At 57.7% G+C, this 14557-nt stretch carries 13 protein-coding genes and 1 tRNA gene; 7 read left to right on the top strand and 7 right to left on the bottom strand.

Translation table 11 applies throughout. From position 1 onward, the window contains the following. Positions 1-20 precede the first annotated feature (20 nt). Positions 21-2489, top strand: a complete 2469-nt coding sequence (locus NQF87_RS03775) for a mechanosensitive ion channel family protein (protein WP_266127098.1) — start codon at positions 21-23, stop codon at positions 2487-2489. 113 nt (positions 2490-2602) lie between these two features. Here NQF87_RS03775 and NQF87_RS03770 read toward each other — a convergent pair whose 3' ends face one another. Beyond that, positions 2603-2767, bottom strand: coding sequence for a YqaE/Pmp3 family membrane protein (locus NQF87_RS03770; RefSeq protein ID WP_266127349.1), 165 nt, complete (start codon positions 2765-2767; stop codon positions 2603-2605). 99 nt (positions 2768-2866) lie between these two features. On the opposite strand from NQF87_RS03770, the gene NQF87_RS03765 reads away from it, so the two are divergent. From NQF87_RS03765 to NQF87_RS03740, 6 genes are all read left to right on the top strand, one after another. Beyond that, positions 2867-3268 carry a YciI family protein gene (locus NQF87_RS03765; RefSeq protein ID WP_266127097.1) on the top strand — a complete coding sequence of 134 codons (402 nt, stop codon included), beginning with the start codon at positions 2867-2869 and terminating at the stop codon, positions 3266-3268. A 349-nt stretch (positions 3269-3617) separates the two neighbouring features. Further along, positions 3618-4490 carry a 3-hydroxyacyl-CoA dehydrogenase family protein gene (locus NQF87_RS03760; protein ID WP_266127096.1) on the top strand — a complete coding sequence of 291 codons (873 nt, stop codon included), beginning with the start codon at positions 3618-3620 and terminating at the stop codon, positions 4488-4490. Next, a complete protein-coding gene (locus tag NQF87_RS03755) occupies positions 4487-5374 on the top strand; it encodes an SMP-30/gluconolactonase/LRE family protein (protein ID WP_266127095.1) in 888 nt (295 codons plus the stop codon). Before NQF87_RS03760 ends, NQF87_RS03755 begins: the two co-directional genes overlap by 4 nt. 284 nt (positions 5375-5658) lie before the next feature. Then, positions 5659-6489: a MetQ/NlpA family ABC transporter substrate-binding protein gene (locus NQF87_RS03750; RefSeq protein WP_266127094.1), complete on the top strand. Its 831-nt coding sequence runs from the start codon at positions 5659-5661 to the stop codon at positions 6487-6489. Next, the gene (locus tag NQF87_RS03745) at positions 6486-7523 is read left to right on the top strand and encodes a methionine ABC transporter ATP-binding protein (RefSeq protein ID WP_266127093.1); all 1038 of its coding nucleotides are present in this window, start codon (positions 6486-6488) and stop codon (positions 7521-7523) included. Before NQF87_RS03750 ends, NQF87_RS03745 begins: the two co-directional genes overlap by 4 nt. Then, positions 7504-8154, top strand: coding sequence for a methionine ABC transporter permease (locus NQF87_RS03740; protein ID WP_266127092.1), 651 nt, complete (start codon positions 7504-7506; stop codon positions 8152-8154). The genes NQF87_RS03745 and NQF87_RS03740 overlap by 20 nt, the downstream gene beginning before the upstream one ends. An 81-nt stretch (positions 8155-8235) precedes the next feature. Here the strand turns inward: NQF87_RS03740 and NQF87_RS03735 are convergent, their stop codons facing one another. From NQF87_RS03735 to NQF87_RS03710, 6 genes are all read right to left on the bottom strand, one after another. Continuing rightward, positions 8236-9519 carry a cystathionine gamma-synthase family protein gene (locus tag NQF87_RS03735; RefSeq protein ID WP_266127091.1) on the bottom strand — a complete coding sequence of 428 codons (1284 nt, stop codon included), beginning with the start codon at positions 9517-9519 and terminating at the stop codon, positions 8236-8238. Between the two features lie 259 nt (positions 9520-9778). Continuing rightward, positions 9779-10363: a cytochrome b gene (locus NQF87_RS03730; protein WP_266127090.1), complete on the bottom strand. Its 585-nt coding sequence runs from the start codon at positions 10361-10363 to the stop codon at positions 9779-9781. Positions 10364-10474: 111 nt separating this feature from the next. Continuing rightward, positions 10475-10918 (bottom strand): pseudoazurin, encoded by a 444-nt coding sequence (locus tag NQF87_RS03725; RefSeq protein ID WP_266127089.1) that lies wholly within the window; start codon positions 10916-10918, stop codon positions 10475-10477. 85 nt (positions 10919-11003) lie between these two features. Beyond that, a complete protein-coding gene (gene katG, locus NQF87_RS03720; RefSeq protein WP_266127088.1) occupies positions 11004-13244 on the bottom strand; it encodes a catalase/peroxidase HPI in 2241 nt (746 codons plus the stop codon). 544 nt (positions 13245-13788) lie between these two features. Further along, a tRNA-Lys gene (locus NQF87_RS03715) sits at positions 13789-13864 on the bottom strand. A 141-nt stretch (positions 13865-14005) separates the two neighbouring features. Then, positions 14006-14485, bottom strand: coding sequence for a peptidylprolyl isomerase (locus NQF87_RS03710; protein WP_266127348.1), 480 nt, complete (start codon positions 14483-14485; stop codon positions 14006-14008). Between the last annotated feature and the right edge of the window lie 72 nt (positions 14486-14557).

Genomic DNA, 14557 nt, shown 5'->3' with positions numbered 1-14557 from the left:
CTTTGGAGAGACTTATCCATATGACTGGCACCATCCCGTATCCCGGAAAGGATACTGCCCCGCACCGGCCCCCTGCCGGTCCGCTGCTGCGCCGCCTGCTGGCGGCCCTGCTTCTGGCCTGCCTGACCCTGTTCAGCCCTTCATCGGCCCATGCAGAGGCACCTGCCGCTCCGGCAGCAAACAGCACGGGACTGTCTGCCGATCAGGCCCACCAGCTCATCACGGTTCTGAGTGATGACGCCCAGCGTCAGCAGTTCCTGACAACGCTCAAAAACCTGACGCAGGCTCGGCAGAACACGCACCATACCTCCGTCATTGATCTGGCCCGTGAGAACCTCGCCGCCTTCGGTGAGCGTGCCCTCCAGCAGATGCACATTCTGCATCAGAACATCATCAATTTCGGTGCCATTGCCCCGTGGGTCCACGCCATTGTCCATGATCCGGCCCTGCAGACCAGCATCGCCCGCATCACCCTGCGTGTCATCATCATGCTGGTGTGCAGCTACCTGCTGTTCTTCGGGGTACGCTTCATCCTGCGGCCGCTCTACCGGCGCATCAGCAATCTCGCCAAAAAACATGACCACAAGGTGTTCCAGCACGAAGCTAAGAAACTGCGCCGTGCCCGTGCCGAAGTAACGGAAGCTACCGAGAACACCGCCCGGGATCGGGATGCGACGACGGCCCACACGACAAACTCCAAGGAGGATGCCGCCGCCATACAGGCCAGCATCGAGGACAGCCTCCGCCATCAGGGTGCCCTAACACAGCTCATGCTCTGCCTGCGCCGCGCGCCCTATACGCTGGCCTGCGCCGTGCTGGAACTCATCACCATCTGCACCTTCCCGCTGGTCGCCCTGCTCATGGGGCTGCTGGACCCGGCTCCCTCTTCAGAGACCTCCTTTGCCATCTGGAGCATTTCCTGGCTGATCGGCATTGGTCTGGGCGTATGGACCCTGCTCCTGCGCATCTTCCTGGCTCCACAGACACCGTGGCTGCGGCTCAGCATCCTGCGGGACAGCTCTTCAGCCTTCATTTTCAGTTATTTCCGCCAGATTGGCGTCATTCTGGCATGGGGTTTCTCCTTCCTGGCCGTACTGCGGGCCATGCAGCTGCCCCTGCCGGTCTCCAGCGGGCTGCAGAAGCTCCTCATGCTGGTGGTCCACATCTTCCTTGCCGTCATGATCATCCGTTCCCGCAAACGGGTGCAGCATGCCTGCCAGCGCGTCAGTGCCAACAGCCGCCGCCTTCAGTCCATCATGGCTCTCGTCTCCGGAAGCTGGTGGATCGTGGCCCTCTTCTTCGACTTTGCCCTGTGGCTGGTCTGGGCGGCCGACATTGATGGCGGATATCAGCTCATCCTCCAGATATTCGTTCGCACGCTGGTAGCCCTGATCATCGTCCGCATCATCAGCATCCTGTCCTATGGCGGGCTGGAACGCTTCATGCGGGCACTGGACGGCTGGAACCTCAATGAAGAGACGCTGTTCCGCATCCGCCGCTACTACCCGGCGGCAACAGCCGTCATCCGTCTCATCATCATCGTGCTGACCATTCTGGCCCTTGCGCTGGCATGGGGTGCCCCGGTCCATCTCCTGTTCGGCCATGACATGCTGGGGCCACGTGTCCTCCAGGCAGCCGTCACCATTCTGGTGGCCCTGTTCATCGGTGTCCTGGCCTGGGAAGTGGCCAATGTGACCATCGAGCATCACATCCGCCGCCTTGGTCTTCAGGAGGGCCGGGATGTACAGATCCGCATTGCCCGCCTCCAAACGCTGACACCAATGTTCCGCATCCTGTTCCTGCTGGTTCTAGCCATCATCATCGGGCTGACAGTCCTCTCCCAGCTGGGCATTGATACCGGGCCGCTGATCGCCAGTGCCTCCATCTTCGGCGTGGCTCTCGGTTTCGGGTCGCAGAAGTTGGTTCAGGACTTCATCAGTGGCATTTTCCTGCTGCTGGAAAATGCCCTGACCGTCGGAGACTGCGTGACACTGAACGGCACCTATGGCGTGATTGAACGCCTCTCCCTGCGGTCCGTTCATGTCCGGGCCAATGATGGCTCCATGAACATCTTCTCCTTCAGCTCCCTGACCCAGGTCACCAACTATAACCGTGACTTCTCCCGTGCGATGATCCTCGCCACGGTGGACATTGACAGCGACACGGACCAGGTCGCCGCCATCCTGGTGGAGATCGGCAAGGAAATGCGCAATGAGGCCGCCTATAAGGACCTCATCCTTGCCGACTTCGACCTCTGGGGCGTGTCTGCCATCGGGGAATCTTCCGTCTCCGTGAAGGGGGTCTATCCCACGACCAATGCCGGACGCTGGACGGTGGAATGGGAGTTCAACCGCCGCATGAAGAAACGGTTCGAGAAGGCTGGCATCCAGTATCCCCGCGAGGTGGTGGATATTCAGGGGCCTGCTCTTGAAAAGTTCATCAGCGGTAGGGCGTCTGCCGGAACCACCGATGAACAGGGCCGGGACTGATCCTCTCCCTGCCGGTTCATCCCGTTTCCCCGACAGGGTCGGGGAGATGACCGGACATGAAAAAACCCCCTGTCCTTGCGGGCAGGGGGTTTTTTCATGCCTGACTGAAAGGGTCAGCGACCTTCATCATAGGCACGCAGAGCGAACAGTGCCCAGATGGCAGCCGGAACCCAGCCCAGAATGGTGATCTGGAGCAGCAAGCAGATAATGCCCGCAATCGGACGACCGATGGTGAAAAAGGTCAGCCAGGGGACAAAAAATGCGATCAGAATACGGATCATGACTATTTCCTCCATGCAATCGGAGATGACTGCAAAACGACATCCCTCCAGTCCGGAAGGACGCACCCCTACATCCTTAAAAAAAATGCCAATATTATGAAAGCGTTATTCTGCCCGCCGCTTCTACCCGCCCCTGCCAGATTGTCCGTTTCTTCCGTCACGGGGGCTGCTAAGAAAGAGGCTCTCCCGTCAGAAGAAAGTCATTTCCACATGATCATCGCCGAAGTTTCCTACCTTGCCTCCCCGGAAGACGTTCAGGCCCAGCGTCCTGCCCACAGGGCCTTCCTGGCCACGCTCTTCGAGAAACGCATCCTGCTGGCCTCCGGTCCCAAAATTTCCGGTGATGGCGGGGTTCTGGTTGCCCGTGATGGCGTCACACGGCAGGAGCTGGAAACCCTTCTGGCCGCAGACCCGTTCATCACGTCCGGCGTGGGCCAGTATGAGTTCACCGAGTTCAGAACCGCCCAGCTCGCCCCGGAACTGACAGAGTCACGCTGAGTCGCCAACGGGCATGACCAGCCCCGTTCAGGCACTCCCTGATGGCAGGGCTGGTAACCCATTCTTGATTCAGTGTCCGGACACACGGATCGTATTCTCTTTTCAGGACAACTTCCGGCTGGCTGTCTTCATTCTGACTGAGGCACAGTTTTCAGAATAGAACCGGACAGATTTCCAGCTCTCAGAATATAACAGATAATACAGAATATTAATGTTGACAATAATAAGTGCCAATACCACATTTCATGGCAGAGTTTCTAATAAATAGAATTATTACTTTATTATTCTATTCTTATTAGGAAGAATCCTTGGGGCTGGTGTCTTCCAGCCCTGTTATGAGGAAAGCATCATGACAGATTTTCTGAAAACAAAAGCCTCGAAACAGCCCGCAGCAGTCCTGGGCGCAGGCACGCTGGGGTCCCGTATTGCCCTGATGCTGGCAACACGGGGTGGCGAAGTCCGCATATTCGACAGGCAGGAAGAAGCGACCCGCAAGGCCCTCGCCTTCGTCGAGAAACACCTGCCGGAAGTTGCCCCTTCCATTGAGGGCGGAACTCCCGGTCACGTGAAGGCTGCCAGCACCCTTGAGAAAGCCGTGGATGGCGCATGGCTCGTCATTGAGGCCCTTCCCGAAAAGCTGGAACTCAAGACGGACATTTTCGGCCAGCTGGACCAGCTAACAGCCGAGGATGTCATTCTGGCAACAAACTCCTCATCCTTCCCGTCCAGCCAGATCGTCGGCAAGGTGAAGCACAGGAATCGTGTCCTTAATACCCACTTCATGATGCCGCCTGAAAAACGGGTCGTGGAACTCATGTCCTGCGGCTCCACGGATCAGGGCCTCATTGAGGACCTGGCCCGGTATTTCAAGGAAGTGGGCCTGTCCCCCTATGTCGCCCAAAAAGAGAGCGTGGGCTTCATCGAGAACCGCATCTGGGCTGCGATCAAGCGTGAATCGCTCTGCGTTGCCGCCGAAGGTGTCTCGGACCCGGAAACGATTGACCGCATCTACTGTGAGACACAGGGCACGCCTGCGGGACCGTTCAGGCTCATGGATCAGGTCGGCCTCGACATCGTTCTCCAGATTGAAGAGCATTATGCGCAGGTCTTCCCGGAACTCCCGGAAGCACCCCGTACGCTGCTGCGCAAGATGATCGCCGAGAACCGGCTGGGCGTGAAGACAGGCCGCGGTTTCTACACTTATGACGAAAAAAAATCATGAGCCAGAAGACAGTTCTCTATACGCTTGAGACCAAGCCCCCCCGGATCACGGCCCTTTCCATCGGGGATGGCCGTGTCCTCTCCCACATCGACATCGGCTGGGGCATACCGGACGGGATATGGATTGATGGAGTTGAAGGCCGCATCTACTGGACCAACATGGGCAGGGACGAAAATGCTGCCGATGGCACCATAGAATCGGCCCTGCTGGATAGCAGCGACCATAAGGTCCTTGTCGGGCAGGGTGCGGTCGTCACCCCGAAGCAGCTGACATCCGCGCCCGGACTCGAGCATCTCTACTGGTGCGACCGTGAGGGCATGCGCATCATGCGGTGCCGCCGTGATGGCAGTGAGGTCGAGGTCCTTCTCCAGACGGGCGTCTATCCGGATGACCTGAAGAATGTGTCCCTTCAGTGCGTGGGCATCACTCTGGACCCCCAGAACGGCCATCTTTACTGGACACAGAAAGGCCCGCCCAAAGGAGGTGTCGGGCGCATCTTCCGTATGCCACTGGACCCGCCCGAAGGCATGAACCCTGCCAGCCGCACGGACGTAGAGCTGCTGGCCGACCGCCTGCCGGAACCGATCGACCTGCATGTATCCCCGGCTCTCGGTAAGCTCTGGTGGACGGACCGTGGTGCCCCGCCTGATGGCAACAGCCTGAACGTGGCCCATGTGGACGGTCAGGGCCTCCACAGCCACGAAGTTGTCCTGCGTGGGCTGGATGAAGCCATCGGGCTGGCTATCGATACCAGAGGAACACGGGCTTTTGTCAGTGATCTGGGCGGCTCCATCCGAGAGGTCATTCTGGAAACCGGACAAGCACGCCTCATCACGAAACAGGCCCCGACAACGGGCCTCTATCTTTTCACATCCGGGGACTAACCACCCCTCCCGGAGGTCATGGCCGCTCACTACCGGACTGTTCCAATAGAACGGCCATCAGGAACATCTCCCATATTCATTAGGCGTTATATTCCTTTATCATTAACTGTTCATGTGATCATCTCTTTACCTTGACAGAACAGGGTGACCCGCTAAAAACACTTCCCACGCACGGCCATCCCCCGTCAGGATGACATGATGCACACCCGGCGGCGCTTTCCTACGGCTGTAGAAGCGTTTATGATACCGTACTGATCCACTCCTGAATGTTGAAAGGTACTCCTATGTCCCGGTCTTTCTCCCTTTCCCGGCGTCGTTTCATGAGCCTTTCAACAGGGCTGGTCGGTGCCGCTACCTTTGGTCTGACCCGCCCCGGAATCGCCCATGCTGATCCCCGTACCCTGAAAATCGGCATCATGTCCGGCGAGGATGAAGACATCTGGCGTGTCGTCAGCCAGAACGCTGCGCAGCGTGGCCTGACACTGAAGATCATCCCCTTCTCCGACTACAACACGCCCAATGAGGCCCTGTCCGAGCATGACGTGGACGCCAATGCCTTCCAGCACCGTCCCTTCCTTGACGCCCAGATCAAGGCTCACGGCTACAGGATCGTTCCGGTTGGCGACACATATTTCCAGCCGATCGGCCTCTATTCCCGCAAGTGGCATTCCATGAATGACATTCCGCAGAATGCCCGCATCGGCATCCCCAATGACCCCAGCAACGAGGGCCGCGCCCTGCATGTAATGGAAACTCTAGGGCTGATCCGTATGCCATTAGATTGTGGCCTCTTTCCTACGGTGCTGGATATCACCGACAATCCCCGTAACATTGCCATCGAAGAGCTGGATGCCGGTGTGGTCGGGCGTTCCCTGCCTGACCTGGATGCCGCCGTCGTCAACATGGACTGGGCACGCAAGGCTGGCATCACGGAGCAGGAACGCATTGGCGTCGAAGGGCTGGCAAACAACCCGTATGTCAACTTCATCTCTGTCAATGAAGGAGATGCCAAGGCTGACTGGGTCAAGCCACTGGTGGAGAGCTATCACCAGCCGAATGTCCGTCAGGTCATTCTGGACATCTATCACGGTACAGTCACACCTGCGTGGTCATGAACCCCATACTCGACATCCAGCACGTCACGCACAGTTTTGGTCAGCATACAGCCCTTCAGGACATTTCCTTCTCCGTAAAACAGGGGGAAGTCGTGGGGCTGATCGGTCGCTCCGGAGCGGGTAAGTCCACCCTGCTCCGGTGTCTTTGTGCCCTGGAACGCCCCCAGCAGGGCCATATCCTACTTGATGGCGTGGACCTCACGACACAGCCGGAGCGTCAGCTTGTCCGCATCCGCCGCAGGATCGGTCTGGTTTTCCAGCACTTCAACCTGCTGACATCCCGTACCGTAGCGGGCAACATTGCCCTGCCCCTCCAGATCGCCGGATGCCCCCGCAGGGAACAGGCAGGCCGTATCGCCGAGCTGCTTGAACTTGTCGGACTGAAGGGTTTTGAAAAAAAGTACCCCTCCCAGCTTTCTGGCGGGCAGAAACAGCGTGTCGGCATTGCCCGTGCCCTGGCCGCCAACCCGACACTGCTGCTCTGTGACGAAGCCACCTCCGCACTGGACCCGGAATCCACCAACTCCATCCTGAACCTTCTGGCAGACATCAACCGGAAGCTGGGATTGACCATCGTCCTCATCACCCATGAGATGGAAGTGGTCCGCCGCTTTGCCCAGCGGATTCTGGTGCTCGATCATGGCCGTCTTGTCGAAGACGGAACCCTGCTGGACTTCCTCCGTGACGGGCAGAATAACCGGACACTCCAGACCCTTCTGGCAGACATCCGGCCTTCCCTGCCAGCCTTTCTGGGTGAAACACTGGTCTCCACGCCTCCGCAGGGTCACCACCGGGCCATCATCCGGATTGTCCTCAGCGGGAATGGTGCCAGTGAGCCACTTTTCAGTGCACTCTATGAAAAGTTCGGTGTGCAGACTGCCCTGCTACAGGGTGGCGTCACCACAATCAGCGAACGTCTGAGCGGCGACATGATCCTCAGTTTTGAGGGAGACAGGACGGAACAGGCACTGGATCACCTGAAAACGGCAGCGCAGAACATGGAGATTCTGGGATATGTCCCCTCTCATCCTTAAACTGATTCTCCATTCCGCATGGCAGACGCTGGAGATGGTCGTGGCCTCCACGGCCCTGTCCGTCATTCTGGGGCTGCCGCTGGCCCTGTTCATGATCGCCACCGGCCCGCAGGGGCTGTACCGCCTGCCTTTCGCCGCCCGTCTCATGGGCATGGTGGTGGACGCCGTCCGTGCCGTACCATTCATCATCCTGCTGGTGCTGCTCATCCCCGTCACACGCTTCATCGCCGGAACCTCCCTGGGGACGGAAGCCGCCATCGTACCGCTTTCCATTGCCGGGATTCCCTATTTCGCCCGCATTGCCGAGATGGCCCTGCGGGAGGTGGATTCCGGCCTTGTGGATGCGGTCCGGGCCATGGGTGGCACACGCATGACCATCATCCGCTCCGTCCTGATTGCCGAGGCCCTGCCGGGGCTGGTGACCGGCGTGACGGTCACGCTCATCACCATGGTCGGTGCCTCCGCTATGGCGGGCGTCATCGGGGCTGGTGGGCTGGGTGATCTGGCCATCCGCTATGGGTACCAGCGTTTCAACACGACCGTCATGTTCGGGGTCGTGGTCGTCCTCATCATCATGGTCAGCCTGATGCAGGTCATTGGCAACAGTCTGGCCCGTTGGCTGAAACACTGATCTTTCAACCCGTCAGACACTGAAAAAGCCCGCCTCCCGAAAGGAGACGGGCTTTTTTCATCGGTCAGAAGTCACTGATCTTCAGGCGGCATCCAGAGCCTGCTTCACATCCACCAGCAGGTCATCAACATGCTCCACACCAATGGAAAGACGCACAGTAGAGGACGTGACACCAAAGCGTTCCCGCACCTCCTTCGGTACACCGGAATGCGTCATCGTAGCGGGATGACTAGCCAGAGACTCCGTACCCCCCAGACTGACAGCCAGCTTCATGATCTTCAGGGCATTGAGGAAACGGAAAGCAGCAGGCTCTCCCCCTTCAATGTCAAAGGAGAACGTCGATCCAGCACCGCTGCACTGACGGGCATAGACTTTCCCTTCCGCTGAATCAGCCTCATAGAAAGGTGGGAAATGCACCTTGCTGACCTTAGCATGGTCCCGCAGCAACTCTGCCACACGCTGTGCACTGAGTGTGGCACGCTCCATACGCAGCCCCAGTGTCTCCAAAGACCGGCCCAGCATCCAGCAGCTATGCGGGTCCAGATGGGTGCCGATGGCCCCACGGAGCTGACGCACCGGGCGGGTCATGGCATCACTGCCCAGCACGGCCCCGGCCACGAGGTCCGAATGGCCTCCCACATATTTGGTCAGGGAGTACAGGGAGAGATCAGCCCCATGTTTCAGCGGGTGCTGATAGAGCGGCCCCAGCAGCGTATTGTCACAGACGATGACGGGGCGGCTGCCCTGCTTCGCCTCGATTTCCTCGGCGATGCGACGCACCAGCTTCAGGTCCACCAGACCGTTGGTCGGGTTGGCAGGCGTCTCAATCAGGATCAGGGCCACACGGCCTGCCGCCACAGCCTGCTCCGCAGCCTCACGCATGATGGCTTCATCCACGCCGCAGCTTCCCAGCCCCACGGACCTGATGCCAAAAGAGTCCATCGTTTTGGTCAGCAGGGTTTCCGTACCACCGTAAAGCGGCTGAGAATGAAGGATCACATCACCGGGGCGGGTATAGGCCAGCAGTGTGGTCGCAATGGCAGACATACCGGATGAGAACAGGACACCCCGCTCCGTCTCTTCATAGACGGCCAGACGGTCTTCCACGATCTCGCTGTTCGGATGGTTGAAGCGGGAATAGACAAGTCCCTGCCCCTTGCCTTCCGGCGGCTCTTTCCGGCCCGAGACATAATCGAAGAAATCCCGGCCATCTTCCGCTGTCGGAAAGACGAATGTTGATGTCAGGAACACAGGCGGCTTCACGGCCCCTTCCGAAAGGGCGGGGTCATAGCCGTAATTGAGCATCTGTGTCTCGGGGTGCAGCTTATGGCTGCCGATATGGGTCTTCTTGTGATCTGACGCCATTGGGAGTTTCCTTCAGCAGGTACCTAGCCTGTATGTGATCCACCACCCAGCTCCATGACTGCCAGATGGTGTCCCACCCAGCACCGCAGCAACCGGTCTGGAAAGCAGGATGAGGATATGCCGTCATCCTTATATCCTGCTCATTTCCGCTGATTGATACCACATCCCCCTGAAGGGATAAAGGAATATACGCTGGCAACCCCCACTGCCGGAAGGCACCCCCCATTCCAGTCAATGAGGGTACAGCCTGCTCAAACTTTCAGCGTCCGGACCCATGACGGGGCAGAATGCGGTTCACCACCTGATCCTTCCGGATGAAACGATGATAGAGGGCGGCCAGCACATGCAGGGCAATGAAGCCCCCGAAGGTCCAGGCAAGCCAGTTATGGATGTCCGGCATGACTTCAGCCAGAGTACCACTATCCATCACGCTCTGCGGCAGGGGAATCAGCGGCCATGAGACCAAACCAAAGAGCACGATCGGCATGGCCATGGAGGACACCATCAGCCAGCCCGTGGCCGGTACGAAAATCTGGTACAGATAGAGCAGCCCCTCCATCCCGCCAGCCACCACACGCTGTGCTGCCGACAGGTCCTTCGGCAGGGCCGGAGCCTTGTGCGTCAGACGCCAGATGACACGCACCACGATCAACAGCATGGTCACAATGCCAACGGACTTGTGAAACTGATGCAGGAAGCCTGAATTACTGACGGGAACATGGTCCATATACAGGCCAAGGCCGATCATAAAGAAGACCAGCAGAGCGATCACCCAATGCAGGAAAATGCTTACCGCATTATGGCGTGATGGCTCGCCAGTCATCATTTCCACTTTTTCTGACACGCTTTATCTCCATGAATCATGGAATAAAAAAATCGGCCCCCTGCCACTATGAAACGGAAAAAAGGGCCGACCCAACAATAAGCAGTCTCCGGCCCTCAGGCCAGAACTCTCTTACTTGTCATTCTTGCTGTCCACTTCCTGGAACAGCTCATTGAAACGCCGCTTGGCAGCCCCATAAAGCGGAGCCTTACGGGCCTGAGCCTCGTTGTTAGCGTTATCGACGACAACCAGACCCACCATGCCCAGAGCAAAATGCGGCAGGCACTTGTACCCGTACAGGCCGGGCTTGGTGAACTGGACAATCTTTTCCTGGCTGAAAGGCACGTTGATGGGTGCGGCCCCATCAGGCGTCATGCCCGGAATGGATTGGGCGTTATGGCCCGGGTCTGTCGGCACGAAACGCACGCTGTCACCGGAGTGGATGTAAACGACAGCCGGCTCGAAAGAATAGCCATGAGCACCGTGGCTCAGCATCTTCACGTCAACCGTGGCCGCCGTGGCGGACAGGGCTGTTGCCATGAACAGGGCGAGGGCACCACCAGCAAATTTCAACATACTATCCTCCACTTCTTACCAAACCGCCGGGGACAAACCCCGGCGGAATGTGTTTTCCTGATTTTCCTGTTAAGAAAAAACAGTCTTAACGCTGCAGGTCAAAACGGTCGAGGTTCATCACCTTCGTCCAGGCCTTCACGAAGTCGCTGTAGAACTTCGCCTTGGAGTCGTCGGAGGCATAGACCTCAGCAACGGCACGCAGTTCCGGATTGGCACCGAAGACCAGGTCCACATCCGTGGCTGTCCACAGCTTCTGGCCGGAGGCACGGTCATAACCCTCATAGAGGTCTTCCTGACCGGCAACCTTCTGCCAGCGTGTGTCCATCGTCAGAACGTTGGTGAAGAAGTCCGTGCTCAGGACGCCCGGGTTCTTCGTCAGCACACCAGCAGCAGAGTGACCGCTGTTAACATCCAGAGTACGCAAACCGCCTAGCAGGACTGTCATCTCAGGGATGGTCAGACCCAGCGTGTCAGCCTTGTCCACCAGAGCGTTCAAAGGCGGTGTATTGTCCGCATCTGCACGGTAGTAGTTACGGAAGGCGTCAGCTGTCGGCTCCAGAAGGTTGAAGGAATTGACGTCCGTCTGGTCCTGGGTGGCATCGCCACGGCCCGGAGCAAACGGCACCTGTATATCTACACCAGCCTTCTTAGCAGCATGTTCGATACCAACGCTACCGCCGAGAACGATGATGTCAGCCAGAGCAACCTTGCGGGCACTGTGAGCATTGAACTTATCACGGATCTGCTCGAGCTTCGGCAGGACGGTCTTCAGCTCTTCCGGATCGTTCACGGCCCAGCCGTTCTGCGGCATCAGAGCCAGACGGCCACCGTTGGCACCACCGCGGTGGTCGGTCACACGATGGGAGGAAGCAGCAGCCCACGCTGTCTTGATCAGCTCACGATCGGACAGACCGGAAGCAGCGATCAGCTTCTTCAGCTCACGGACGTCAGCCTGGTTGATCGGCTTGGCCGGCATGTTGACCGGGTCCTGCCACACGAATGTTTCCTTCGGAACTTCGCTACCGAAATAACGGCTCTTCGGACCCATGTCACGGACGACCAGCTTGAACCATGCACGGGCGAAGGCATCGGCGAACTCGTTCGGATGCTCAGCCCAACGAGCAAGGATCTTGTGGTAAACCGGATCGGTCTTCAGGGCGATGTCTGTGGTGAACATCATGATCGGACGCATCTTGGACGGATCGTTCGGGTTTGCCGGATCCGGAGCAATCTTGTCGTCCGTCTTGGTGTGCCACTGATGAGCACCGGTCGGGCTTGTGCCCAGCACCCAGTCATTGTTCAGCAGGTTGTCAATGTACTGCGTGGTGAAATGGATCGGATCAGCAGACCAGGACCCTTCCAGACCACTGGTGGAGGCATCGTCAGCTGTCTGCGTGCCCTTGATGCAGTGATCGGCCCAGCCCAGACCCTGATGCTCGACACCGTTGGCAACCGGCGGGCCGCTCAGGCAGGAGTTCGGATGGGCACCATGAGCCTTGCCGAATGTGTGACCACCGGCGATCAGGGCCACGGTCTCTTCGTCGTTCATGGCCATGCGGCCGAATGCCAGACGGATCATGGCAGCGGACTTGACCGGATCAGGATCGCCGTTCGGCCCTTCCGGGTTCACGTAGATCAGACCCATGTGCGTGGCAGCCAGCGGGTGCTTCAGGGTGCCGTTCTGACCGACCTGGAAGGAGCTCTTGTTCGGGAAGAAGGTGGTACCCGGACCCCAGTAGATCAGCTCGGACTGCCAGTCATCCGGACGGCCACCGACGAAACCGAGGGTCTTGAAGCCCATCTGGTTCAGCGCAACGTCACCGGTCAGGACGATAAGGTCACCCCAGGAGAGCTTCTCACCATACTTCTTCTTGACGGGCCACAGAAGACGCTTGGCCTTGTCGAGGCTGGCATTGTCCGGCCAGTCATTCAACTGGGCGAAACGCTGCTGGGCACCCTCTTCACCACCACGGCCGTCGATGGCACGGTATGTACCGGCATTGTGCCAAGCCATACGGATAAAGAACGGACCATAGTTGCCGTAGTCAGCCGGCCACCAGGGCTGAGAAGTCAGCATGACCTTCTCGATGTCCTTGCGGACTTCCTGAAGGTTCAGCTGCTCGAACTTCTTGTGATAGCTCGTGTAATATTCTGAACCGTACGGATCAGACTCTGAATCGTGAGCACGCAGCTTGGCCAGATTCATGCCCTTCGGCCAGTAGTACTGGTTCGGGCTCGGAACATCGGCTGCCAGAGCAGCAGAGGCGAAAGATGTCAGGGTCGTGCTGGCAATCAGCAGGGCTGCCCCGAAATTTTTCAGTTTCATCCTGATCAGTTCCCCATTCATGGATAAGATCTCGACAGATTGCGTAGCAACAACGCGCCAACGCACGATCGGCACTGCACATACGCCACTACTACACATCGTAGGATTTATATTATCGATGGGGGACATAACAAGTAAATCGTTATTTTTAATAACTCTTATAAGTCATTTATTTTCAGAAAAATTTCCTCTTATATGTGGAAGTTAACATCAAAGACAAGAAAAAATTGCTGCGTCACACTTTCAGAAAATTGACCACCATGCATATAAATCGGTTTAAGTGCCACCCCGGTGGCTTCATGCTAAACAACACCCCCTAACTGCATAACCCGTACCTTGACATGCGGCTGCATCCTCATAGGGTGATATTGAAAACACCTTTGTGAAAAATAAATTCAGTGTCTCTAAATCAACTATCTCTCTTTTTTAGGAAAAATCTGATACCCAAACAAAAGGCTTGAACTCCCACGCCTTCACAAGACATAGGCAGTTGAATCCCACACGTCTACCAATTCCGCCATCTGGGCACACACTCTTGCGAGCATGGTGAACCGGCTGGGACTCGAACCCAGGACCATTCGATTAAAAGTCGAATGCTCTACCAACTGAGCTACCGGTTCACTTGAGGAGGCTATCTACCCGCTCCCCCGGGGAGCGTCAACCCCGGCGAGAGCCATAAAACGCTTTCCCTGCGCTTTTCCTGCCCATACGGAACATGACAGCCCGCATGGGCAGGAATCGCCAGCTTTCAGGCAATTACATCAGTTCTCGATGTACGCCTTGATGATGTGATCCGGATTCTGAACCATGCCAGAAGCCCCGGAGCCACGCTTGATCTTGTCCACATGCTCCATGCCCTCGATCACCTGACCGGCAATGGTGTACTGGCCATTCAGAGACGGCACACGGTCAAACATGATGAAGAACTGGCTGTTGGCGGAGTTCGGGTCCATCGTGCGGGCCATGCCCAGCGTGCCACGGTTGAATGTGGCTGTTTGGCTGAACTCGGCAGGCAGGTCCGGATAGGAACTGCCACCCGTGCCCGTACCGGTCGGATCGCCACTCTGGGCCATGAAGCCTTCAATCACACGATGGAACTTCACACCATTATAGAAACCCTCACTGGCCAGCGTCTCCAGACGCTCGACAGCCTTGGGGGCCAGATCGGGACGCAGGAGGATGACCACCTTGCCATCCTTCAGCTCCAGAACCAGCTTCTTGCCTGTTGTCGTACCTGTCATTGTCGTGCTCTCCCTGAGCTGATCATTACCATCCTGATCACCGGCCCGTGCCTGTGTCAGGGTTCCACCGGT

The sequence above is a fragment of the Bombella dulcis genome (assembly GCF_026385505.1).
GTDB classification, from domain to species: domain Bacteria; phylum Pseudomonadota; class Alphaproteobacteria; order Acetobacterales; family Acetobacteraceae; genus Bombella; species Bombella dulcis.
This window is presented reverse-complemented; position numbering and strand designations above follow the sequence as displayed.